The organism is Dactylosporangium sp. NBC_01737 (assembly GCF_035963215.1).
Classification (GTDB): domain Bacteria; phylum Actinomycetota; class Actinomycetes; order Mycobacteriales; family Micromonosporaceae; genus Dactylosporangium.
Genome location: NZ_CP109153.1, coordinates 1,295,521 through 1,318,689, shown reverse-complemented (window position 1 = coordinate 1,318,689; position 23,169 = coordinate 1,295,521). Strand labels below are relative to the sequence as shown.

23 protein-coding genes and 1 pseudogene are annotated in these 23,169 nt (G+C 71.7%); 7 read left to right on the top strand and 17 right to left on the bottom strand.

Translation table 11 applies throughout. The annotated features are described in order from the left end of the window. Positions 1–24: 24 nt before the first annotated feature. From OHA72_RS05935 to OHA72_RS05925, 3 genes are read right to left on the bottom strand one after another with little or no spacing between them, the layout of a single operon-like run. Positions 25–1,533 carry a hypothetical protein gene (locus tag OHA72_RS05935; RefSeq protein ID WP_327006838.1) on the bottom strand — a complete coding sequence of 503 codons (1,509 nt, stop codon included), beginning with the start codon at positions 1,531–1,533 and terminating at the stop codon, positions 25–27. Between the two features lie 3 nt (positions 1,534–1,536). Beyond that, complete coding sequence (locus OHA72_RS05930) at positions 1,537–2,475, bottom strand: protein phosphatase 2C domain-containing protein (RefSeq protein ID WP_327006837.1); 939 nt, start codon at positions 2,473–2,475, stop codon at positions 1,537–1,539. Positions 2,476–2,497: 22 nt separating this feature from the next. Next, a complete protein-coding gene (locus OHA72_RS05925; protein WP_327006836.1) occupies positions 2,498–3,355 on the bottom strand; it encodes a vWA domain-containing protein in 858 nt (285 codons plus the stop codon). A gap of 166 nt (positions 3,356–3,521) precedes the next feature. Here OHA72_RS05925 and OHA72_RS05920 point away from each other — a divergent pair, with 166 nt between their 5' ends. The 4 genes from OHA72_RS05920 to OHA72_RS05905 all read left to right on the top strand — a co-directional run bounded on the left by OHA72_RS05920 (position 3,522) and on the right by OHA72_RS05905 (position 7,265). Next, a complete protein-coding gene (locus OHA72_RS05920; protein ID WP_327006835.1) occupies positions 3,522–4,277 on the top strand; it encodes an ABC transporter ATP-binding protein in 756 nt (251 codons plus the stop codon). Beyond that, on the top strand, positions 4,262–6,010 hold the full coding sequence (locus OHA72_RS05915) for a hypothetical protein (RefSeq protein ID WP_327006834.1): 1,749 nt from the start codon (positions 4,262–4,264) through the stop codon (positions 6,008–6,010). Before OHA72_RS05920 ends, OHA72_RS05915 begins: the two co-directional genes overlap by 16 nt. A gap of 22 nt (positions 6,011–6,032) precedes the next feature. Continuing rightward, positions 6,033–6,524: a sigma factor gene (locus OHA72_RS05910; protein ID WP_327006833.1), complete on the top strand. Its 492-nt coding sequence runs from the start codon at positions 6,033–6,035 to the stop codon at positions 6,522–6,524. A 129-nt stretch (positions 6,525–6,653) separates the two neighbouring features. After that, the gene (locus OHA72_RS05905; RefSeq protein ID WP_327006832.1) at positions 6,654–7,265 is read left to right on the top strand and encodes a hypothetical protein; all 612 of its coding nucleotides are present in this window, start codon (positions 6,654–6,656) and stop codon (positions 7,263–7,265) included. A gap of 70 nt (positions 7,266–7,335) precedes the next feature. Here OHA72_RS05905 and argG read toward each other — a convergent pair whose 3' ends face one another. Further along, complete coding sequence (gene argG, locus OHA72_RS05900) at positions 7,336–8,784, bottom strand: argininosuccinate synthase (RefSeq protein ID WP_327006831.1); 1,449 nt, start codon at positions 8,782–8,784, stop codon at positions 7,336–7,338. A gap of 143 nt (positions 8,785–8,927) precedes the next feature. On the opposite strand from argG, the gene OHA72_RS05895 reads away from it, so the two are divergent. After that, entirely contained in the window at positions 8,928–9,266 is a 339-nt protein-coding gene (locus OHA72_RS05895) for a DoxX family protein (RefSeq protein ID WP_327006830.1), read from the top strand. Between the two features lie 10 nt (positions 9,267–9,276). Next, complete coding sequence (locus tag OHA72_RS05890) at positions 9,277–10,185, top strand: RNA polymerase sigma-70 factor (protein ID WP_327006829.1); 909 nt, start codon at positions 9,277–9,279, stop codon at positions 10,183–10,185. On the opposite strand, the gene OHA72_RS05885 is transcribed toward OHA72_RS05890, so the two are convergent. The 12 genes and pseudogenes from OHA72_RS05885 to OHA72_RS05830 form a co-directional block, all read right to left on the bottom strand. Further along, on the bottom strand, positions 10,179–11,456 hold the full coding sequence (locus OHA72_RS05885; RefSeq protein ID WP_327006828.1) for a BAR domain-containing protein: 1,278 nt from the start codon (positions 11,454–11,456) through the stop codon (positions 10,179–10,181). The two genes, OHA72_RS05890 and OHA72_RS05885, sit on opposite strands and share 7 nt — an antisense overlap. Positions 11,457–11,606: 150 nt before the next feature. Further along, entirely contained in the window at positions 11,607–13,235 is a 1,629-nt protein-coding gene (locus OHA72_RS05880) for a DUF885 domain-containing protein (protein WP_327006827.1), read from the bottom strand. Between the two features lie 53 nt (positions 13,236–13,288). Further along, a pseudogene (locus tag OHA72_RS05875) lies at positions 13,289–13,956 on the bottom strand (NADPH-dependent F420 reductase). Between the two features lie 89 nt (positions 13,957–14,045). Then, complete coding sequence (locus tag OHA72_RS05870) at positions 14,046–14,465, bottom strand: hypothetical protein (protein WP_327006826.1); 420 nt, start codon at positions 14,463–14,465, stop codon at positions 14,046–14,048. Positions 14,466–14,496: 31 nt separating this feature from the next. Then, complete coding sequence (locus tag OHA72_RS05865) at positions 14,497–15,279, bottom strand: hypothetical protein (RefSeq protein WP_327006825.1); 783 nt, start codon at positions 15,277–15,279, stop codon at positions 14,497–14,499. Further along, positions 15,272–15,934, bottom strand: a complete 663-nt coding sequence (locus OHA72_RS05860) for a helix-turn-helix domain-containing protein (protein ID WP_327006824.1) — start codon at positions 15,932–15,934, stop codon at positions 15,272–15,274. Before OHA72_RS05860 ends, OHA72_RS05865 begins: the two co-directional genes overlap by 8 nt. A 68-nt stretch (positions 15,935–16,002) precedes the next feature. Further along, positions 16,003–17,121 (bottom strand): alpha/beta hydrolase family protein, encoded by a 1,119-nt coding sequence (locus OHA72_RS05855; protein WP_442788699.1) that lies wholly within the window; start codon positions 17,119–17,121, stop codon positions 16,003–16,005. 559 nt (positions 17,122–17,680) lie between these two features. Further along, the gene (locus tag OHA72_RS05850; RefSeq protein ID WP_327006822.1) at positions 17,681–18,370 is read right to left on the bottom strand and encodes a 4Fe-4S single cluster domain-containing protein; all 690 of its coding nucleotides are present in this window, start codon (positions 18,368–18,370) and stop codon (positions 17,681–17,683) included. Then, positions 18,363–19,142, bottom strand: a complete 780-nt coding sequence (locus OHA72_RS05845) for a ComEA family DNA-binding protein (protein WP_327006821.1) — start codon at positions 19,140–19,142, stop codon at positions 18,363–18,365. Before OHA72_RS05845 ends, OHA72_RS05850 begins: the two co-directional genes overlap by 8 nt. Next, positions 19,126–19,344 (bottom strand): DUF2997 domain-containing protein, encoded by a 219-nt coding sequence (locus OHA72_RS05840; RefSeq protein ID WP_327006820.1) that lies wholly within the window; start codon positions 19,342–19,344, stop codon positions 19,126–19,128. Before OHA72_RS05840 ends, OHA72_RS05845 begins: the two co-directional genes overlap by 17 nt. After that, complete coding sequence (locus OHA72_RS05835) at positions 19,341–19,796, bottom strand: hypothetical protein (protein WP_327006819.1); 456 nt, start codon at positions 19,794–19,796, stop codon at positions 19,341–19,343. Before OHA72_RS05835 ends, OHA72_RS05840 begins: the two co-directional genes overlap by 4 nt. Beyond that, positions 19,793–21,397: a Ycf46 family AAA ATPase gene (locus OHA72_RS05830; protein WP_327006818.1), complete on the bottom strand. Its 1,605-nt coding sequence runs from the start codon at positions 21,395–21,397 to the stop codon at positions 19,793–19,795. Before OHA72_RS05830 ends, OHA72_RS05835 begins: the two co-directional genes overlap by 4 nt. A 185-nt stretch (positions 21,398–21,582) precedes the next feature. On the opposite strand from OHA72_RS05830, the gene OHA72_RS05825 reads away from it, so the two are divergent. After that, positions 21,583–22,614: a DNA polymerase IV gene (locus tag OHA72_RS05825; RefSeq protein ID WP_327006817.1), complete on the top strand. Its 1,032-nt coding sequence runs from the start codon at positions 21,583–21,585 to the stop codon at positions 22,612–22,614. Here the strand turns inward: OHA72_RS05825 and OHA72_RS05820 are convergent. Next, on the bottom strand, positions 22,611–23,078 hold the full coding sequence (locus tag OHA72_RS05820; RefSeq protein WP_327006816.1) for a GNAT family N-acetyltransferase: 468 nt from the start codon (positions 23,076–23,078) through the stop codon (positions 22,611–22,613). The two genes, OHA72_RS05825 and OHA72_RS05820, sit on opposite strands and share 4 nt — an antisense overlap. Positions 23,079–23,169: the final 91 nt, after the last annotated feature.

Below are 23,169 nucleotides of genomic sequence, written 5' to 3'. Positions count from 1 at the left end.
CGGCCAACCCCGTTCTGCAGATCGTCATGGCGTCTTCCCTCCCGGAGGTGCCGGTGCGGTGGTGGTTGACGTGGCTTTGGCCCGGTGCGCACCGATGGCGTCCACCAGCGCCTGGCTCACCTGCTTGCTCGCGTTCCGGACGTCGTCCAGCAGGCTCGCGGTTGTGCCGGCAACGGCCTGGGAGACGGTCGCCAACGGATCGCCGATCACTCCGGGACGCACCTGGTCGATGAACGACGCGATGTCTGGAGCGGCCAGCCGGGGCACCGGATGCGTGGCGGAGCTGACCATCGGGCGAGCCGGCAGTGCCGACAGCACCGCCGGCAGCTTCACCGGCTCCAGCGCTGGGATCGGCATGATCGGCAGGTGGAGGTCGGCGACCGTGAACGGCGGCAGGTCATAGAGGTCGACCCAGCCGGCCGAGGCAATCGTCGTGCCGTGACCGTTCGACGCCTCGACAAGGAACTCACCCGAGGCAGGGGGAGTGATGGTGAAGCCGCGCGGGAACGCGCTCGGACTGCCGACCTCCTGGACGAACCCGTTGGGACCGAGGATCCGGATCTTCTTGGCACCGGTGGCCGTCCACGTGACGACCACGTCCTGCCCGCGCATCCGTACCGGCCGGTCGACCGCTGCGGCCTGCAGCACCGGTGGCTGGACGCCGGCCAGCACGGTGCGTTCGAAGTAGATGTACAGCTCCCTCGCCGACGGCCGGTTCGTCGGCAACGGGTCGAGCGCCTGTTTGATCAGCCGCACCCCCTCGGCGTCGAGCACCGCGCGCAGGGCCTGCGGATCCATCAACTGGGTGACCCCCCGGCCGTTGACGAGCCCCCGCAGCACGCACAGCGCGAGCTTGTAGACGTCGCTGCGGAGATCCTGCTGGGACGCCCCCGGGCTCTCCGGCGGGGTGAAGAAGGGCGTGCTGAGCTGGTGCCGCGCGGTGTTCGACAGCTTGGCGGCGGGATCGCAGTCCAACAGTCGCAGCCGCGGCGGGTTCGCCGAGATCGCGACGTTGCGAAGGCTCAGGTCGCCGTACACGACATCGTGCTTGTGCAACAGCGCGATCACATAGGTCAGTTGTCCGACCAGTGCGGCGCGGACCATCGGATCGTTCGCCGCGCGCCGGTCGATGCCCATCCGGTTGATGTAACTGTCCGACGGGCACAGGAACGCGAACTCGAACACCACCCGGCCCGGGGCGCGACCGGGTGGATTGGTCTGGACGAAGAACTCCTTGGGAATGAGCGGCATCAGCGCACCGACGCCTTTGCCGTTGTCGTCGACGACGGCCAGAGGCCAGGTGGTGAAGTCGTCAAGGATGGCCCGGTCGGTCGGGTCCATGCCGTCCCGGATCGACACCGCGTGCTCCATGGCGCGGATCACACGATCGTGGTGATTTCCGGGCAGCGCTTCCTTGTAGGCCAGAGGACCTGACAGCCCGGGGACGGAGGGCGCGGTCAGTTCGTAGACCACACCCTCCGCGCCCTTGCCGATCTGCTGCATCGGACCGAGCCTGCCCTTGTCGACGCGCATGCCTTACCTCCCGCTGTTCGGCGCGAGCCAGACGCCGACCACGGTTCGATCGTCCTGATGACCCTTCCGTGCGAAGCCCACCTGCCGGCCGAACGTGAACACGTCTGGGGGAGTCGACCACCAGCCGGCGAGCGTGCCCCGCACCTCGCTCGCGCTCTCCAACGGCACCCCGACGCCGTCGGTCATCACGAACAGCGCACCTTGATCGATGATCATCTCTACGGTCTTGACCTGAGGATCCGGATGAGGCAACGCCCGGACGCGGGTCGAGTGGATCGACGGGTCCGCGTCCGCACTCGAGGCTCCGGCCGGGGTCAGGTTCGTCCATTGGCCGTCACGCAGCAGCCACACCGTGCTGTCGTCGGTCCAGGCGATCGACACCGCCCACCCTGTCGGCCCAGCGCCCGCCGACGTCCCATCCGCGTCCGGCCGCTCCGGCTCCGAGGACACCGCAACCCCGACGAACGTGGTCGACATGCCGAAGTCCGGAGTGTGGCTGCCGGGCGGCGCGGACGCCAAGGCACCCTCGGCGAGTTCGGTCAGGCCCTCATTGACCGCCGCGATTGCCTTCGACCAGCTGCCGCACGCCAGAAACTCGCGGGGTGCCCGCGCCGCGACGAACGACGCCGCCTCCTGCGAGCGTTTCAGCGATCCGACGCCGTCGCAGACGGTCACGAGGAGACCGCCGGTGCGGTCATCCGGCACCAGCGAGAAGCAGTCCTGCCGAGGCTCCTCCCGGTACCGGTGCATCAGCCCCCGAACACTCGCCGCCCGCACCTCCATGCCCGGCAACGAACACGCGCTCAGCTCGTGGTCGGCGGCACCGCTCAGCGCCGGCGGCGGGCCGGCGGGCAGCTCCGATGCCGCCCGCCCGGCCAGACCGATCGCCGGGACGCCGGCATACGCGGCCAGTGGCGCGACGCCCGACCCCCGGCGCCCCACCGCCGCAACGATGGATGTCGGATCAGACAAAGTCGCCCGCCTCACCGAACTGCATACCGCTGGACGCCGGCGGGGTCGGCGGGATGATCTGCTGCGTTCCCTGGCTGCCGCTCATTCCGGAGCTGACGATCGTGTTGCCGATCGTCGCGGTCATCGACTTGAGCAGCTCGCCGATGTTGTTGTTCCGGGACAGGAACCAGCGCCCCTTCGAATTGCCGAAATCGGGGTACGCCAGCTGCGACATGACCTTCTCGGTGGCCTGGCGGAAGCCGAACGTCACGATGTACGGGAACGCCTTGTTGCCCGACATCGTCACCGGGTCGTAGGCGATCACCGATCGGAAGGTGCTCAGATAGTCCCGGTCGGTGGGCTCGCCGTCGCTCAGGAAGAACACGCAAGCCCGGTACACCTTCTTGCCCTCGGACTTGAGCCGCGCCCGGTCGGCGTCGAACGCCCGGGCGAACTCCCGGAACGCAGCGCCGTAGTTCGTCGCCCCGCCCACAGTGAGCCTGGGCAGATTGACCTCGCTCGGCGCGGCGAGGGGAACGACGGTCTGAGCGGTGGAGTGGAACGTAATGACGCTCAGCATGGTGAGGTCGTCGACGACCGGGTTGGCCATGATGTCGTCCTGCAGGGCACGCAGGGACCGGTTGAGCTCGTCCATGTCACGATCCATGGACGCCGACACGTCGCAGATCACGTAGAACGGCATGATGATCTGACCCTCAACCGTCGCGGTCACGACGGTCTCGGTGCTCTGGTATTCGGACTCCGCAGACTCGAGGTAGTCGGACATGCTTACTCTCCCGCCTGTATGGCTGAAACAGTGAGGTCGATGGCCGTGCCTCAGTGCTTCTCTGGCGGACAGCAATCGCGTCACTGCGCGGTCGCAGGGCCAGATCGGCCCGGATTCAGCCGAACGTGCGCGACTCATGACCGTTGGTCTCGTGACGGGCAGCCGAGTCGAGGCAGGGTGGACCTAGCCCCACCCCCGCGGGTAGTCAGCGCCAATCCGCCCGGCTCGATGCGTCCGTACCGTCGACGGCATGCAGACAGCGTTGAAGATCCGGGGGCTGACGAAGCGCTTCGGGGACAAGCTTGCCGTTGACGCCATCGACCTCACCGTCCCGCAGGGGTCGTTCTACGGCCTGGTCGGGCAGAACGGTGCGGGCAAGACCACCACCCTCTCCATGGCGGTCGGGCTGCTGCGCCCCGACGCCGGCACCGCGAGCATCTTCGGCGAGGACGTCTGGACCGCCCCGAACCGCGCCAAGGCGCTCGTCGGTGTCCTGCCCGACGGGCTCGCGATGCCGGAACGGCTGACCGGGCGGGAGGTGCTCACGTACCTCGGACTCCTGCGCGGCCTGCCCGGCAAGGTCGTGGCGGAACGGGCCGACGAACTCCTCGCCGTCCTGGAGCTCGACACCGCCGAGAAGGCACTGGTCATCGAATACTCGACCGGCATGCGCAAGAAGATCGGGCTGGCGACCGCGCTGCTGCACGCGCCGCGGCTGCTGGTGCTCGACGAGCCGTTCGAGGCGGTCGACCCCGTCTCGGCGGCCACCATCAAGACGATCCTGCGCGGGTTCGTCGCCGGCGGCGGGTCGATCGTGCTGTCCAGCCACGTGATGGCGCTGGTCGAGCAGCTCTGCGATCACGTCGCCGTCGTCGACGCGGGCACCGTCGTCGCGGCGGGCCCGCTCGACGACGTCCGCAGCGGCCGCTCACTCGAAGACACGTTCGTCGAACTCGTCGGTGGTCAGGACAAGGGGATCAAGGAGCTGTCATGGCTGTCGAAATGACCATGGCCCGGATGAAGGTCTCGATCCTGCGCCACGCCTACCGCGGGCAGCGCGGCCAGACCGCCGGCACCGGCGCCGTCCTCGGCGCCCTGCTCGCCGCCGGCACCGTGTACCTCGGCGTCACCGGGAAGCCAGAGCTCCTCGCGGCCGGCTACGCCGTCTGGCTGCTCGGCTGGATGCTCGGCCCGATCTTCATGGGCGGTGGCGACGAGACGGTCCGCCCCGAATACTTCGCGCTGCTCGGCCTGCCCGCCCGGCGCCTCGCGACAGGCCTGCTGGCAGCGGCCTTCGTCGGCGTCGCCCCACTGGTCAGCCTCGCCGCCCTGCTGGGTCTCGTTGTCGCCGGTGTACAGCGAAGCTTCACCGCTGCCCTGATCGCCGTCCCGGCGATGGTGCTGCAGCTGGCCGTGTTCGTCCTGCTGTCGAAGGTCTGCGTGGCCGTCGTCGGCGTCGCGCTGCGCTCCCGGCTCGGCGCGATCGGCGCCGGCGCGCTCAACGGCCTGATCCTCGCCGCGCTGGGGCAGATCTGGGTCTTCTTCGTGGTGTTCGGGCAGACCGGCATCCCCGCCGCCGTCTGGTACCTGCCGTCCTCCTGGGGCCTGCTCGCCGTCCGCGGCCAGTGGTGGGCCCTCGCCGCCCTGGCGGCGCTGGTGGTGCTGCTGCTCGCGGCGTGGGCGGCGCTGCTCACCAGGCGCGCGACCCGCGTCTCCGGCCGCGGCCGTCGGCCCATGACGGCCACCGGCGTCGAGAGCGCCGTCGTCGCCAAGGAACTGCGCACCTGGTCCCGCGACCTGGTCCGCAACCACCAGCTCGCGTTCGCCCTCACCTACGGCGTCGCCTTCGCCGCCAGCCCGCTGCTCATCGGCTGGAACGGCATGCTGCCCTACGCAGGCCCGATCTTCGTGGTGATGGCCGCCGCGATGGCCTCCAACCTGTACGGCACCGACGGCACCGCCCTCTGGCTCACCCTGATGACCCCCGGCGCGAGCGATGTCCGCGGCCGGCAGCTGGCCTGGCTGTCGGTGCAGGCCCCGATCGCCCTCGTGCTGACGGTGGCGTTCACCGCGATCACCGGCGGCCCGTGGCCACTGGTCCTGGCGTTGCTGGCCGCCCTGCTCGGCGGCGCGGCCGGCCTGCTCCCGCTGCTGTCGGTGTACGCCATGGTCCCCGGCACCGACCCCCACCGCCGCGCCGGCAACCCCCTGCGCACCAGCGAGGACGACGGCGGCCTGACCGGCCTCGCGTACCTGATGCTCGCCCTCGTCCTGCTCACCGGCGTCCCGGCGGCGCTGGCCGCCATCTGGTTCAGCTGGGCAGGCGTCGCCGTCGGCATCCTGACCGGCGCCGTCCTCTACTGGGGCCTGGGCCTGCTCGCCGACCGCCGCCTGCAGTCACACGGCCCGGAACTGCTGGACACCATGCGCACCGGCCGCAAATCCCAGACCTCGACGAAGGCCCGCTTCGAAAACCTGGGCCGCACCCAGAAGACGATCGTCGGCTGGTGCTTCGGCTTCGGCGCCATCCCCCTCATCCCCCAGGGCATCCTGGCCGCCGTCTTCGTCGCCAACGACACCCTGCGCCACAGCTGGTTCCTCGCCACCTACATGCCCCCCACCTGGCGCTACCCGGTAGCCGCCGCCTTCATCCTGCTGGGCCTGACGATGTACGGCACGGCCCTCTGGATCGTCGCGGGTTCCAACCTGGTGGGGCGGTGGAGGCATGTAGAGCGGTAGAAGGCAGTCGGGGAGGAGCCGCGTGGTCGACGAAGAGGGGTTCCGGGAGTTCGTGCGTGCGCGGCTGCCGCGGTTGTCCCGCGCCGCGTACCTGCTCGCCGGGGGGCATGCGCAGGCCGAGGATCTGTTGCAGGGGGCGCTGATCAAGGCGGCCCTGCACTGGTCGAAGGTGGCCGCGGCCGGAGACCCCGAGGCGTACATCCGCAAGATCCTGTACCACGAGCACGTCCGGACGTGGCGGCGGCGGAGGTTTCTCGAACACCCGACCGCGGACGTGCCGGACCGGGCGACGGCGGGGGACGAGACGGACCGGGCGGTGCTCAGGATGGTGCTGGAGCAGGCCCTCGCGAAGCTCACCCCGCGGCAGCGGGCGGTCATCGTGCAGCTCGACGTGCCCGCTCCACTGCAGGTCACGGTCCGGGCCGTCGACGCGAAGGGCACCGTCGTGGCCGAGCGCACCTTCGTCGACTCGACCAGCGCCGGCGGCTACGAACCCGAGGTCAAAGGCTGGTGATCATGGTTCACCGCGGCGTGTGTCGAGGTCATGACATCGCCGCTGGTGAACGCCACTCCCGCACCGCCCGTGCCCATGGGTATCCGACGGCAACGTGCCGCAGGCAAGCCCACATGGGAGGTCAGAGTCATGGGAATCGGTAAAGGTCTCGCCCTGCTGACAGTCGGCGCGGTCGCGGGGGCTGCGGCGTTCGTCGGCTTCGGCGCCGTCACCGGCGACGTCGCGCTCGACAAGGTCGGCGAGTACACGTCGACCGGCAAGAAGCCCGAGCTGGTCAAGTTCAAGCTCGCGCCCAGCTCCGAGCAGCTCGCGAAGTGCCTGCCGAAGGTCAAGGTCGACGTGAGCGTCGCCCTCGAGACCGACGTGAAGGGCTTCGACGTCGTCGACGTCTCCGTCACCGGCGGCCCCGCCAACACGGCGTTCACGGTGTTCCTGCTGGAGGTCCCGGCGGCGCCGTTCGGCGCGGCCGAGTACATCGGCGACGTCTTCACCGACAAGTATGGCAAGGGCCGCACCGAGCTGCGCGTCATCGCCGAGGAGGCGTTCTCCTCGACGCTGGTCGGCAAGGAGCGGGTCCGCAAGGAACTCGGCCACATGGGCATGTGGTTCGCCGAGCCGACCGGCGACGACTTCTGCCTCGGTGCCGGTCAGGGCGCGGTGACCCCGTTCGACGGCGACAACGAGGCCGGCGTCCAGGTCTTCAACTCCGCGCCGAGCCTGCCGAAGGCACCCCTGCCGTAAACCGAAGGCACCCTGCCGCAAAGCAGACGGCTGAGGCCCGTGCGGAAGCACGGGCCTCAGGTGGTGCAGGTCAGTCGGTGCCCGCCTCCATGGCGGCGTTGTCGAGCCACTCGTCTCCCACGGCGACCTCGCCGCGGGAGGCGATGGCCTCGGCGCCGCCCTCGGGCATCGTGCCGATCAGCCTGGTCGACTGCTCCGGGCCGGCGACGAGCTGGCGGTGCTGGCTGCTGCCGACGATGCCGATGCGGGCGTACTGCTCCAGCTTCGCCCGCGAGTCGGCGATGTCCAGGTTGCGCATGGTCAGCTGGCCGATGCGGTCCAGCGGGCCGAAGGCGGAGTCCTCGGTGCGCTCCATCGACAGCTTGTCGGGGTGGTAGCTCAGCGCCGGGCCCGAGGTGTTGAGGACCGAGTAGTCCTCGCCGCGCCGCAGCCGCAGCGTCACCTCGCCGGTGATGGCGGAGCCGACCCACCGCTGCAGCGACTCGCGCTGCATCAGGGCCTGCGGGTCCAGCCAGCGGCCCTCGTACAGCAGCCGGCCCAGCCGCCGTCCCTCGTTGTGGTACGCCGCGACGGTGTCCTCGTTGTGGATCGCGTTGACCAGCCGCTCGTACGCGGCGTGCAGCAGGGCCATGCCCGGCGCCTCGTAGATGCCGCGGCTCTTCGCCTCGATGATCCGGTTCTCGATCTGGTCGGACATGCCCAGGCCGTGCCGGCCGCCGATGGCGTTCGCCTCGAGGACCAGGTCGACGGCGGAGCCGAACTCCTTGCCGTTGATCGTGACGGGGCGGCCCTGCTCGAAGCCGACCGTGACGTCCTCGGTGGCGATCTCGACGGACGGGTCCCAGAAGCGCACGCCCATGATCGGCTCGACGATCTCGATGCCGGTGTCGAGGCGTTCCAGGGTCTTCGCCTCGTGCGTGGCGCCCCAGATGTTGGCGTCGGTGGAGTACGCCTTCTCGGTGCTGTCCCGATACGGCAGCCCGTGCGCTAGCAGCCACTCGGACATCTCCTTGCGCCCGCCGAGCTCGGTGACGAAGGCGGCGTCCAGCCACGGCTTGTAGATGCGCAGCGAGGGGTTCGCCAGCAGCCCGTAGCGGTAGAAGCGCTCGATGTCGTTGCCCTTGAAGGTGGAGCCGTCCCCCCAGACCTGCACGCCGTCCTCGAGCATCGCGTGCACCAGCAGGGTGCCGGTGACGGCCCGGCCCAGCGGCGTGGTGTTGAAGTAGCCGCGGCCGCCGGAGCGGATGTGGAACGCGCCGCAGGCCAGGGCCGCGAGGCCCTCCTCGACGAGCGCGGCGCGGCAGTCGACCAGGCGGGCGATCTCGGCGCCGTAGGCACCTGCGCGGCCCGGGACCGACGCGATGTCGGGCTCGTCGTACTGCCCGATGTCAGCGGTGTAGGTGCAGGGCACCGCGCCCTTCTCGCGCATCCACGCGACAGCTACCGACGTGTCCAGGCCACCGGAGAAGGCGATTCCGACACGTTCACCGACGGGCAGGGAGGTGAGCACCTTGGACATGCCGAAAGTATATGCATCCCACTGCATGATGATGCAAGTTCACGTGACCGGCACCTCAGACCGGTGACGGCTGTCACACCGTGTCACGCTGGGGCCTCTGCGTTCCGTCTCGCGGTCGTCCAACACCCGGGAGGAGCACAGCAATGTTCATCGTCGTCACCATCGCCGCCGCACTCTGGGTCGGCTTCTCGGCCGTCTCGGTGTTCACCCGCGCGAAGTGGGTCGTCGAACCCCTCGCCGCGTACGGCGTCCCCGAGTCCTGGTGGACCTGGCTCGGCGTCGCCAAGGCCGCCGGCGCGGCCGGTCTGCTCGTGGGTCTGCTCGTGCCCGCCGTCGGCGTCGCGGCGAGCATCGGGCTGGCGCTGTACTTCACCGGCGCCGTCATCACGGTGCTGCGGGCACGCTCCTACTCGCACGTCCCGTTTCCGCTGCTGTACCTGGCCCCGGTGGTCGCCGCGTTCCTGCTCGGCCTGAACGGGTAGAACCTTGATCGTGACGACCGACGCGTTCGCGGCGCACCGGCGCCTGCTGTTCTCCGTGGCGTACCGCATCCTCGGCACCGCGACCGATGCCGAGGACGCGGTGCAGGACGCCTGGATGAAATGGTCCGCCGCCGACCGCAGCGACGTTGCCGAACCCAAGGCGTACCTGGTGCGGATCGTGTCGAACGTGGCGATGGACCGGCTGCGGGCGGTCCGCTCCCGGCGCGAGGTGTACGTCGGACCGTGGCTGCCGGAGCCGATCCGTACAGACGCCGGCACGGGCGCCGAAACGGACACCGACACGGTGTCGATGGCGCTGCTGATGGTGCTGGAGACCCTGAGTCCCCTGGAACGCGCCGTGTTCGTGCTCAAGGAGGCCTTCGGCTTCACCCACGCCGAGATCGCCGACGCCGTCGAGCGGTCCGAGGACGCGGTGCGCCAGGCCGCGCACCGGGCCCGCGAGCACGTCCAGGCCCGCCGGCCGCGCTTCCATGCCACCGCCGTCAAGCAGCGCGAGGTCACCGAGCGGTTCTTCGCCGCGGCGAGCGGCGGCGACATCAACACCCTGATGCAGCTGCTCGCACCGGACGTCACCGTCTGGACCGACGGCGGCGGCAAGGTCCGCCAGGCGCTGCGCCCGGTCACCGGCGCGCAGCGGGTGGCGGCCTGGTTCGCGACCTTCGGCGAGCAGCCGTACCAGGGGGTCGCGCTCGCCGACATGCGCGTGGACCTGGCCGAGCTCAACGGCCGGACCGGCGTCGTGTTCACCGGCGCCGGCCGCGTCATCGGCGTCCTCGTCCTCGACGTCGACGCGGACGGCCGGATCGCCGCGATCCACAACGTCGCCAATCCCGACAAGCTGCGCGCCGTCGCCACCGGCGAGCCCCGCCTCACGGCGGGGCCGCCGTCGGATCAGTAGCCGTAGCGGTCCTTCAGGTGCCGCCACCAGTCGCGCAGCATCCAGGCGTCGAACTCGGTGATCTGCGACGCCGAGCCGGCCTTCATGAGGAAGCCGCCCACGCCCGTCGGGGTCCAGTCGTAGAAGTCGTCGAGGCCGAAGCTATGGCCGATCTCGTGCAGCAGGATGTGGATGTTGTCGGAGTTGAGCGCGCCGACGAAGTATTCGCTGCCGACCCGCTGGCCCCAGTCGCCGCCGGCGCCGCCGTTCATCCCCGCCGTCAACCACAGCGACATGTCGTAGTGGTGTGACGCGCCGCCCGGGCAGTTCGGGTAGTTGCCGCTCTGGTTGAAGAACCGGCCGCACGGCTCGGAGCACTGCGGCGCGTTCTCGCGGATGTTGTTGACGTAGACGTCGACCGAGCTGTCGCTCCACTGCAGCGTGGCCCGGTCGCGCACGGCCCAGCCGACGACCTTCAACGGCACCGACTGGTACGGCCAGCCGTTGTGCCCCGCCATCACGTCCATCCACTTCTTGAACTGCCGGGCGAGGGACGCGTGGATCTGGTCGCGCAGCGCGGCGCTCACCGGGGCGCTGGAGTCCCACCGGACGCAGTAGTTGATGCTGCCGCGGTTGGCGAAGACCTGGTCCCAGCCGTAGTTGCGGAAGCCGTAGAGATTCGAATACGTCGACTCCACGTGCTGCCACACCTGGTTGAGCGGGGCGACGAGGTTGGCCGGCGGGGTCCAGCCGGTCGTCCCTCCGCCGCCGGTGCCGATCGCGGTGGTGTACGCCCGCAGCTCCAGCACCCCGACCGACGCGGCGCCGCTCTGCAGGACGAGGCGCAGCCGGCTGGTGCTGACCGGGGTGAAGTTCACGGCGTTGTACTGGTTGACCGCCGTCGGGTAGCCGCTCGCGCCGACGACGTCCACATAGGACGAGCCGTTCCACGACTGCAGGCGCCACGACGCGGGGATCCGCACGCCGCCGTTGTCGTCGAAGAAGTAGACGTCGGCGGCGCGCAGGCTCTGCGCGGCCGACCAGGTGAGCAGGACCCACTGCTCGCCGGTGTTGGGCCAGGTGCCCCACCGCCGGTTCGCGGTGTCGTTGGACGTGGCGGGGTCGATGCCGTCGTTGACCGCGGCGATGCTCTCCCACGGCGAGGTGTACGAGGCGGTCGCGGTGGCGGAGCGGGCGAGGTTGTCGCTCTGCCCTGGCGCGGCCTCGGCGACCGTGACGCCGCCGGCGAGCAGCGCCAGCGCGGCGACCGGTACGAGGAGCTTTCTGAGCATGGCTGTCCTTCCTTGCCGAAATCCTTTTCGACAAGGTGGCAACAACCGATGCCCATGTCAACGGCAGGCGTCAATGTATTGCGGGCTTAAGCTGCGCTTCAGGCTGTTGAGCGTGCTGCGCTGGGTGCCGAAAACTTTTCGGCGCGAAAGTTACGCCCAGCGGGCCGAGACCTGCTCCTCCAGGGTGTCCAGCGGCAGCGGCCCTTGGGCGAGCACCTCGTGGTGGAAGGCGCGCAGGTCGAACGCCGGCCCCAGCGCCGCCCGCTCCCGCTCCCGCAGCTGCTGGATCCGCAGCCGCCCCAGCATGTACGCCAGCGCCTGCGCCGGCATCGCGATGTACCGGTCGACCTCGTTGACGATGTTGGTCTCGGTCAGCGCGGTGTTCTCCAGCATGTAGGCGATGGCCCGCTCCCGCGACCAGCCGAAGTGGTGCATGCCGGTGTCGACCACCAGCCGGCACGCCCGCCACGCGTCGAACGACACCATGCCGAGCCGGCCCAGCTCCGAGGTGTACAGGCCCATCTCGTCGCTGAGGCGCTCGGTGTACAGGCCCCAGCCCTCGCCGTGCGCGTCGAAGTAGGTGAACCGGCGGAACCGCGGCAGGTCACCGCGCGACTGGGCGACGGCGATCTGCAGGTGGTGCCCGGGGACGCTCTCGTGGAAGGCGAGCACCTCGTACTCGAACCGGGCGCGCAGCTCCGGCCGGTACGTGTTCACCACGTGCGCGCCGGGCCGCGAACCGTCCGCGGCGGGCGCGACGTAGTAGCCGAGCACCGAGTTCTCCGCCTCCGCCGGGTCCATCTCGCGGACCACGCACGGCGCGATGTCGTATCCGGCGAACCAGTCCGGCACCGCCTCCTCGGCGCGCCGCAGCGCACCGGTCACGGTGTCGACGATCTCCCCGGCCCCACCGAAGCGCAGCTCCCGGTCGTCCCGGAGCCGCCCGATGACCTCGGCGGCGTCACGGGCGCCGAGGGCCCGCCCGCCGCGCTCGGCGAACTCCTCACGCAGCCCCGCGACCAGGTCCAGCCCGATCCGGTGGATCTCCTCCGGCCCGAGCCCGGTCGTGGTGTAGGCCCCGATCAGCGCCCGGTAGCCCTCGGTGCCGCCGGGCACGTGGCACAGCCCGACCTGCTCCCCGCTGCGGGCCACGGGCAGGAGCCGCTCGGCCAGGACCGCGCGGAACCGGGCCAGCGCCGGGCGCAGCGACCGCTCGATCACCTCGGCGGCGCGGGCGTTGCCCGGAAGGCGCCGCAGCAGCGGGTCCCGCTCGACCGGCGTGGCGAGATACGCGTCGACCTGCGCGACCGCCTGCCGCACGCCCAGCTCCGTCGGGAACCGCCCGTCGCCGGCCGCCTGCAGGTATCGCTCGGCGTGCCCGTCGAAGAAACCGCCGAGCTTCTCCAGCCGGGCCAGGTATGCCTCGTCGGGGCCGGTCGCCGCCTGCGCCGCCGACACGACCAGGGCGAGCGGCCCCGCGATGCTCGCGGTCACCGCGACCTCGGTGACCCCGTCGCGCAGTGTCTGCTGCTCGTCGCGCAGCAGGCGGGTCAGGATCGTGTGGCTGATCCGGTCCTGCCCCTCCAGGGTGTCCCGGTCGACGGTGGCGAGCTCCGCCTCGACCCGGGCGAGGGCCGCCTGCTGCTCGGCGGCCGCGGCGCGGCTGGGGTCGGGGACCTCGGCGTCATAGCCCTCCACCCCGAACACGCTGGCCGACAGCGGGTCGGCCGCGAAGTGCAGGCGGAAATACTCGTCACCCAGCCGTGCCAGCGTGTCCATCGGTGTGCGGCTCCCGTCGTCAGACTGCTCGACGCCACCGTATCCGGCGCGGCTCAGCGCTGCGCTTTGTCCACCGCGGCGCGCACCGTCTCGGCGTCGGCGGGCGTGCCGATCGGGTCGCTGAACGAGCCGTACGGCGGGCCGTAGGCGGGCGTGTCCGGCTGGAACTTCCAGCTGTCGGCGAGCGTACCCACGTCGACGGTGTCATAGCCGATGGCGTCGAGGAACTGCGTCACGGTGGCCTTCGCGGCCGCGTCGTCGCCGGCGATCGGCAGCGCGGTGCGCTGCGGGTCACCCGCGGGGGTGGCCAGCGACTGCAGGTGCTTGAAGAAGATGTTGTTGAACGCTTTGACCACGCTCGCCCCGGCCAGGTGACGCTGGAGCAGCTCGCTGCTGGTCACCTCCGCGGCGTCCAGCTCGGCGAAGGTGCCGTCGCGCTGCGGGTAGTAGTTGTTGGTGTCGATGACCACCTTGCCGGACAACGGCTCGGCCGGCACGGCGTCATACGCCTTGAACGGCACGCTCACCACCACGAGGTCCCCGGCGGCCGCGGCCTCGGCGGCGGTGCCGCCCTGGCCCGCGGGCCGAGCTCGGCGACCAGGTCCTGCAGCGTCTCGGGGCCGCGCGAGTTGCTCAGCACGACGTCGTAGCCCGCCGTCACCGCGAGCCGCGCCACGGTCCCGCCGATGTGGCCACTGCCGACAAATCCGATCGTTGTCATACCCCCGCCAACCCTTCCTACGCCGTCACCGATTCCTCCCCTCTCCCCGATGTGACCCGCGATACACGCCTGGGTTTCAGCGGCGGTTCTCAGCCGCCGGCGATGCGGCGCCACAGGGCCGCGTAGCCGCGCAGGACCCACGAGGCCAGCAGCCAGAACCCGAGGCCGCCCAGCGCGTGCACCGCCCACGCGCCGGCGAGGGTCGGGCCGCCCCACGCGTCGCGGTACTCGCCGTCCATGCCGAGCAGCGGGCGGATCGGGTACACCACGTTGAGCAGGACACCGGTCCAGCAGTAGCCCGCCACGACCAGCGTCACCAGGTCGAGCGGCACCGCGGCGAGCCCCCGCACCCGCGACAGCGCCGGCTGCCGCGCCAGCAGCACACCCGCGACCCGGCGCTGCGCGGCGCCACGGTCGACCAGCGACCAGAGCGCGAGCGGGACGGACAGCAGCAGGAACAGCGTGCAGCGGTACGGCTCTGCGGTGAACGGCAGTCTCCACCAGTGCATGCGGGCCAGCATAACGACGCCCGGCAATGCGTCAGTCCTGCGGCGCGGCCAGGATCCGCAGCGCGGCCTGCCCCTGGACCCGCACGTCGCCGGCGAGGACGCGCCACGCCGCGTGCTCGTCGGGCAGCGCCCGCCGCAGCACCTCCACCCGGGCCCGGTCCGAGCCGGCGAACCGCTCCCGGTCGGCGTACGGATCCTCCAGGCAGCACAGCAGCGCCGCCGCGTCCGACAGGTGCCGGTCGCGGTCGCGGGTGTCGGCCTGATACGCGGCGGCCTTGAGGATCAGCGCCCCGAACGCGGCCGGCATGCTGACGGTGGTGACCCGCCCGGGTCCGATCGCGAGCCGGGCGTTGACGGTGCGGCGCAGTGCCTGCGTGCCGCCCTCGATCGCCACCATCCTGCGCCCGCGCAGCCTCTCGACGACCCGGGGCGCCGCGTGGTCGGCGATGAGCACGTCGACGACGTCCGGCGCGCTGCCGAGCAGGTCGACGGTCGCGTTGTCGCGCCGGAACCGGTGCGCGAGCTCGATGCGGGGATCGGTCGGTGGCGCCAGTTCGTATCCCAGCGACTCCAGCGCACTGGCCGCCACCGCCGCGACACCTCGGGTGGTCTCGATGTGCAGGACGATGTCGACGTCGTTGGTCGCGCGTACCACGTCCAGTCCCCGGTGCATGCAGTGCAATTGCGTCATGAGCCCGCCGACGAGGGTCCAGTGCTCGTGCGGCAGGACCGCCTCGATCTCCGCGACGTTCGGCCACGGCGCCAGCCAGCCGCCGCGCGGCGCTGGGATGTCGATCGTCGGTCGCTCAGCCACGGAACCGCTCCAGCGCGTCGGTGAGGGCGTCGACGCCGGCGCGCCGCTCGCGGACGTCAAGGGACTCCGCGAGGTCCAGGGCCGCGACCACCGGCCCGGTGCGCGCGAGGTCGGCGACGACGTCGATGGCCATGCCGGTCGCCCGCAGCGTGAACGGCCCGGCATCGTCGCGGATCAGGCCGTGCCGGGCGACGAGCGCGTCCAGGTCGCCGGCGGCCACGTAACCGTCGACCGCCGCCGTCGCGGTCAGCCCGAGCGCCTCGGCGGCCGCCGACGTGTCCACCACCTGGCCGCGAAGCCTGCCCGCCGTGCTGGTGTGTCCGGTGTACCGCGAAGCTTCGGCCCTGCCCCGGGCGCGTCCCGCGAGCTCGCCGGCGCTGAGCTCGCGCAGCCTCCCCCGGAGGCGGGACCGCTGGCTCTCGCCCATCCACGCCGCGTCACGGCCGGACAGCAGCGCGACGGCGCCCCACGCGGTCGGCTCCGACCAGGGGCGCCAGCGGAACCCGCCCCGGCTCGCCAGATACCGCTCGACCGAGGCCTCGTCGACGACCCCGCGGGCGACGGAGCGCAACGTGCCGCCGGCAACGAGGTGCTGCACCCGGCGGACGGTCACGCCGAGCCGCTCGGCCGCCTCGGCGACGGTCAGCAACGCCATGACAGACAGCTTCGCTTTCACGAAGCTGTCTGTCAATTCTGGCTGGCGGGACGCAAAGCCCGTAAGCCTCAGCGCTGGTCGATGAGGCGCTGATACAGGTGCAGCTCCGCCTCCAGGGCGGCGCCGGCGTCGTCGGAGGCGGCGACGTCGTGTCCGACGCCCTTCAGCAACAGCAGCTCGTGCGGCGCATCCCGCGCCCGCAGCTCGTCGGCCAGTTCCACCACGGCATCGGCCGGGATCACAGCGTCCTCCGTGCCATGGATGAGGAGCACCGGGGTGAGGATCGCGGACGCCGTCACCGCGCCCGCGCCGCCCCGAAGGCGGGTCGCGTGCGGGCGCTGGAACCTCGGGGCCGTCTCCGCCCACCGGTCGGGGTCGACCACCGCCGACACCGCGACCGCCGCCGCGAACACTCCGGCCTGCGACACCGCCTGCAGCGCCGTGTACCCGCCGGCGCTCGCCCCGCGGATGAACACCTGCCCCGCCACCGCCCGGCCCGAGGCCACGAGGTGCGAGGCCACCGCCGCGCAGTCGGCCACGTCGTCGATGCCCCAGCGGCCGTGCAGCGACTCGCGGAACGCGCGGCCGTAGCCGGTGCTGCCGGTGTGGTCGACGTCGGCGACGGCGAAGCCGCGGTCGGTGAAGTACTGCACCTGCGGGTCGAGCCGCAGCGCGACGGACGCCGTCGGGCCCGGGTGGGCCCGGACGATGAGCGGCGCGGACCAGTCGTGCGGGGCGCCCGCCGGTGGGTACACCAGCGCCACCACCTGCCGGACACCGCCGTCGACCGGCACGTCCAGCCGCGACGGCGTCGACACGCCGGGCACCGCCGCGGCGCCGGCCACGATCTCCAGCGGCTCGCCGGGCCGCACCAGCGCGACCTGCTGCGGGAGGTCCGGCGCGGACCCGACCAGCGCGACCGAGGAGCCCGACCCCGCGAGGCAGGGCCTGATCGAGGTGTACGGCGTGACCACCGGCGAGACGGAGCCGCCACCGTCGAGGACCACCAGCCGGTGCGCCGGCCCTTCCCGCACGGTCATGACGATCCGGCCGTCGTCGAGGAAGCAGTACGACGCGTACCCCAGCTCCCACGGCGCCGCCGCGCACTCCGCGGTCATCGGCGCCACGGCCGTGCCGTCGTGGCGGTACAGGTTCCACCAGCCGGTGCGGTCCGACATGAAGTACAGCATCCCGTCGGGCCCCCAGCGCGGCTCGATCGCCGACTCGTCCGGGCCGCCGGCGACCCGCATCGGATCGCCGATCTCGCCGCCCGGCTCGTACGCGGCGACCCACACCTCGCACCCGTCCCACGGCATGTCCCGCGCGCTCCACCACGTCCACGCCACCATGCCGTCGGTGGGTCGCGGAGACCCGAAGAACCCGGCCGCCTCGGCCAGCACCCGCGGCGAAGGGTCACCGTCGAGCGGGATCGCAACCAGGGCGTCTCCGGCAGCATCCTCCCGGACGGCCAGGATCTCACCGGTGCCCTGGACGAGGTCGCCGAACGCTCCGTCGACCATCAGCGTCACGGTCCGGTCGTCGTTCACCCGGTACAGCCCACCGTCACCGACACACCACACAGCGCCGGGTGTGACGGCGTAGGAGCCACCCCCGTACACATGGACGCCGCCGCCGACCCGGAACCCGTCAGGCGTCACCGCGACCGCCTCGGCCCCGGGCCGCCACCGCATCAGCCCGCGCCGCGAGTCCAGCCAGTGCAGCGCACCGTCCTGCCATTGCAGCCAGTCAAAGCTCGGGTGCGCCACGCACCGATTCTCCATGACGCGCGCGGCCCGGGGCCGGGCGGAGGTCGGTGAGCAGGGTGTCCAGGGCGTCCAGGTCCGCCCAGCCGTTGACCTCGACCCGGCCGTCCGCGCCGACCGTGACCTCCACGCGGTCCGGGGTGGCGGCGAGCTGGTCGAGCAGGTGCGGGAAGCGGTCCGTCAGCAGCACGAACTCCTGGTTCGTCGAGCCGACCCAGGGGCGGGTCAGGTCCAGGCGGTCGGCGAGGTACGGGCCGGCCACCAGCAGGTCGGTGGCGGCCAGCAGCGCTGCCACGTCCGCCCGGCCGGCGGCGACGGCCTGGTCCAGCTGGGCGGTGGTGTACCCGGTGAACGTCATCACCGACCGGCCCGCCGCCTGGACGGTGGCGGCGACCTTCGCGAGGGCGGCGGCCTGGTCGAACGGCTCGCCGCCGAGCAGGGTCAGCCCGGTGGTGTCCGCGGCCAGGACACGGGCGGCCAGCGCGTCGGGAGGGGTGAGCTGCCCGCCGCGGAACGTCCACAGGTGCGGGTTGAAGCAGCCGGGGCAGCGCACGGTGCAGCCCTGGACCCAGACGGCGGTGCGCTCGCCGGGGCCTTCGGCGGTGGTGGCGGCGAGGAACCGGGCGACCGCCACCAGGTCGGGGTCGGCCGCCGGGCGGGGCAGGTCAGACATCAAGGACGCGGCCCTGCTGGTGCTGGCCGGGCGGGGGCTGGGTCGGCGGGCCGCACGTCAGCCGGGCCCGCAGCGGCGCGAACTGGTGCGGCGCCAGGCCCGCGGCGAACGCGAACTCGTCGAGGCTCCTGAACCCGGACCTGTTCTGCCGTTCGGCGACGATGCGGTACGCACGGTCCAGGTCGAACCCCGGTAGCCGGGCGAAGTCCTCGACGGCGGCGGTGTTGACGTCCACGGCCACGGCCATGGCTACCGGTGGAGGTGGAGGTGGAGGCGGCACAGGGGCGTAGTACGCGCCGGGCGGCGGCTGCATCGCCGGCGGGAGCGGCGACGGCGTGGGCGGGAACATCGGCGGTGGGCCGACCGCGGCCTGCCAGGTCGGTGGCGGTGCGGTGGGCTCGGCGTACCAGGGGATGTAGTGCGCCCGCCACTGCAGCCACGACGAGTTGATCAGGCAGGCGTGCACGATGCCGGCAATCCAGACCGCCAGCCACAGGCCCACCGCCCAGTCGCTGGCGGAGCTCTCCTTCGGGCTCTGGCCGACGCCGACGAAACCGCCCCAGCCCAGCAGCAGGTACACGATGCCGGGGACCCACCACGACGGCCGCTTGGCGCGGAAGCCGATGTAGAGGAACCCGATGCCGCCGAGGCAGCCCAGGCCGAGGATCGGCAGGATGAGCCACCAGCTGTGCTTGATCCGCCAGCCCGGGCTGGTCGCCGGGTTCGGCGACCAGCGGGGCGGCACCGTCCAGCTGTCAGGCGCGTTCGACATCGCGGTGCGTCTCGACGGCGTGCACGTCGGCGCGGACCCTGGTGTAGTCGGCGGTGTAGCTGCTCTCCACGGTGCGGGCGGCCAGCAGGTCCTCCAGCACCGCGATGTAGTCGAGGCACGCCTCGCCGAGCAGGCCCTCGGTCTCGGCGTTGATCTGCCCGTCGCTGGAGACGGTGACGATGATGCGCGGCTTCGAGGTCACGACGAGCCACCTTCCACAGCGAACACCAGCCGGACACTCTTGTCGGCGGCCGCGCTCTCCGACTCCAGGCGGAGCCCGGCGGCGGGAGCCCGCTCGCGCAGCCGCTCCAGCACCGCCCGCTGCACCTGCAACCCGTAGCCGGCGTCGATCGCGCGGACGATGTCGACGGCGCGCTCCTCGTCGACGGTACCGGTGAAGTGCGCCTCCCAGATCTCGTCCTGGTTGCGGGTGAAGCGGGCCCGCACCCCCTGCCAGCCGGCGACGATCTCCCCGTTGCCCTCGGTGACCTCGGCGTCCGTCCCGCGCAGCGCGGCGGCGAGCAGCGCCGCGTCACGCATCCTGGTCTGCACCTGGCAGACCACCTGCTGCTGGTTGTCCCGGCCGGACCGCAGGCCGTGCGCGGCGCTCACGGCCGCCACGGCCAGCGGGACCAGGATCAGCGACACACTCATCCGGCACCTCCTGTCGACGTTGCAGAACCTGTCGGGGGCAGCGGGCCGAGGTCCCAGTCCTCGGCCGCGGTCGCCGCGACCGCCCGGGTCTCGGCCCAGCCGCGGATGGCGGCGACCCGCTCCGCCTGGGTGACGCTCAACGGCACCATGTTCGCCGTCGCGCGGATCAGGTCGTCCTGGCGCAGCGGGCGACGTTCGGAGAACGCGTCGAACAGCCCGGCGATCACCGCCTGCTCGATCTCCGCACCCGAGTACCCGGCGGTGAAGTCGCACAACTCCCGCAGCACCCGGTCGTCCAGGCTCAGCTCGCCGGCGACCGCCTTGTGCCGCAGCCGCCTGGCCAGGTGCACCCGCCAGATCGAGGCCCGCTCGGCGCGGGTGGGCAGGTCCACGAAGAAGATCTCGTCGAAGCGCCCCTTGCGCAGCAGCTCCGCCGGCAGCCGCTCGATGTCGTTCGACGTGGCGATCACGAAGACCGCCTTCGTCTTCTCCTGCATCCAGGTGAGGAACGTGCCGAAGACCCGCGGCGTCGTACCGGAGTCGCCGCCGCCGCTCGCGAAGCCCTTCTCGATCTCGTCGACCCACAACACGCACGGCGCCGTCGCCTCGGCGGTGCGGATGGCGGTGCGCATGTTCTGCTCGCTGGAACCGACGATCCCGGAGAAGACCCGGCCGACGTCCAGCCGCAGCAGCGGCAGCCCCCACGCCGCCGCGACCGCCTTGGCCGTCAACGACTTGCCGCAGCCGGGCACGCCCGTGATCAGCACGCCGCGCGGTGCCGGCAGCCCGTACAGCGCGGCGGCGGCCAGCCAGGAGCTGTCCCGCTTGGTGAGCCACCGCTTCAGGTTCTCCAGGCCCCCGACGTCGGCGAGGTCGACGTCGCCGTCCACGAACTCCAGCACCCCGGACTTGCGCACGGCCTGCCGTTTCTCGTCGTGGACCACGTCAAGGTCGTGGATGTCCAGCACGTCGTCGCTGACCATCGCCCGGGCGAACGCGTTCTCCGCCTCGTGCAGCGTCAGACCGGCCGCCGCCTTGGCGAACCGCTCCCGGTCCACGTCGGTCAGCCCGACCCGGATCCGGCCCCCGGCGCCGTTGTTCGCGATCATCCCGTCCAGCAGCCCCCGGATCTCCTCCTCACTGGGCAGCGGGAAGTCGACGATCGTGATGTCCTTCTCCAGCTCGACGGGGATGCGCAGCACCGGCGCCACGATCACCAGGACCCGCGGCACCTGACCGGACTTGAACGCCGCGGCCACGTCGCGCACCCGCCGGATGGCCATCGGGTTCGCGGGCCGGTCGCCGCTGCTCAGCGCCGCGTGCAGATCCTTGAAGATGAACACGCCCGGCACCTCGGTCCGCAGGACCGCCTCGAGCGCCGCCTCCGGCTCCGTGGTGCCCCGCCGCGGGGTGCCGTCCGGCTGGATCAGCCCCTCGGTCGCCGACCAGGTCCACACCGTGCGCGGGGTCCGCAGCAGGTATGCGTCCCGGGCGACCGCCGACACCTCCGCGACGACCCGCTGCTCCTCGTACGACTCGATGTAGAGGACAGGGAAACGCGCCTTGAGCAACTGGACCAGGTCGCTGCGAAAGCCGCGCATCCCCCGATTCCCCTCTCAAGGCTGTGGCTGACGTTCGCTCGACCGTAGCAAACCCTTGCCACCAGGCGGTTTGCTTGTGCGTTGCGCTCCACCAGTTCCCCGGGAACCCGCGCCGCCGCCAACACCGTCGAGCCTCCGTGGCCGAGTAACGACCAGCAGGCCGGCGCGGGACTACGCTGAACGGGGTGAGCTGGTGGTTGCTGCATGTCGACCTCGACCAGTTCATCGCGGCGGTCGAGGTGTTGCGCCGGCCTGAGCTGCGGGGGCGGCCGGTTGTGGTCGGCGGCGACGGCGACCCCGCCAGGGCGCGGCAGGTGGTGGCGACCGCGTCGTACGAGGCGCGGGCGTTCGGGGTCCGGTCCGGCATGCCGTTGCAGGTGGCGGCGCGGCGGTGTCCCGAGGCCGTGTTCCTGGCGTCCGACCCGCCCGCCTATCAGGCCGCGTCCGGGCGGGTCATGGCGACCTTGGCGAGGTTTCCCGCGCGGTTGCAGGTGTACGGGTGGGACGAAGCATTCCTCGGCGCCGACACTGAGGATCCGGTGGGGCTTGCGGTGGACGTACGCCGGGCGGTGCTCGACGAGACCGGGCTGAGCTGTGCGGTCGGGGTGGGCGACAACAAACTGACGGCCAAGCACGCCGCGCGGTTCGCCAAGCCCGGCGGGATCCATCAGCTGACCAGGGGGACCTGGATGGCGGCGATGGGTGCGAAGCCGGCGGGCGAGCTGTGGGGCGTCGGGCCGAAGACCACGAAGCGGCTCACCGCGATCGGCCTGCGCACCGTCGCCGACCTGGCCGGCGCTGCCCCGGAGCTGCTGGCCGAGCACTTCGGCGAGCGCATGGGCGGGTGGCTGGCGCTGAGCGCCCGTGGTGCCGGCGAAACCACCGTCGACACGGAGCCGTGGGTAGCCCGGTCCCGCAGCCGCGAGACGACCTTCGTGGAGGATCTCACCGACCGCGACGCGATCGCCGGACACGTCGCCGCCCTCGCACGCGAGCTGGGCGCCGGCGTCGTGGCCGATGGGCGGCGGGTCACGCACGTCGCGGTGAAGGTGCGGTTCGCGTCGTTCCACACCCCGACGAAGGTCATGAAGCTGCGCGGCGGCCCGACCGTCGACCTCGACGCGATCGAACGGGCCGCTCGCACCGTGCTGGACAAGTTCGACCTGCAGCGGCCGGTGCGGCTGGTGGGCGTCCGCACCGATCTCGAAATGGACTAGATCAGGTCGCGGTAGTAGTAGAACATCGGCTCGGCCGCGCCGGGCTCGGTGTTGGTGAAGCCGTGCGCCTCGTAGAAGCGCCTGGCGTCCACGTCCTCACCGTCCACATTGATCTCCAGCGCCTCCGCGCCGCGGCCGCGGGCCAGATCGCAGGCGGCGGTGAGCAGCGCGTGGCCGTAGCGCCGGCTGCGCAGCTCGGGCCGCACATAGAGTTCGTCGAGGGTGACGGCCGGGCCGTCGTACCAGACACTCACCCGGAACGACAGCACTGCAACGCCGGCGGCGGGCTGTCCCGTCAGCAGTGCGACCAGGTCGTCCCCGGCGAGCAACCCCCGGAGACGGCCCGCGAGTACCTCCGCACCCGGCGACGGCGTCTCGAACTCCCGGTTGAACGTGTCCAGCATCTCGGCGACGAGCTCAGCGTCGGCGGAGGTCGCCCGCCTGACCGCATGCGTGTGCTCCATCCGGCCATCCTCCCGCCGGACCGGCGGGGCGCAACGCATTTCCCCGGGCCGGTTTCCCCGGGCCGGCAGGAGGCTGCCGGCCCGGGAGCGT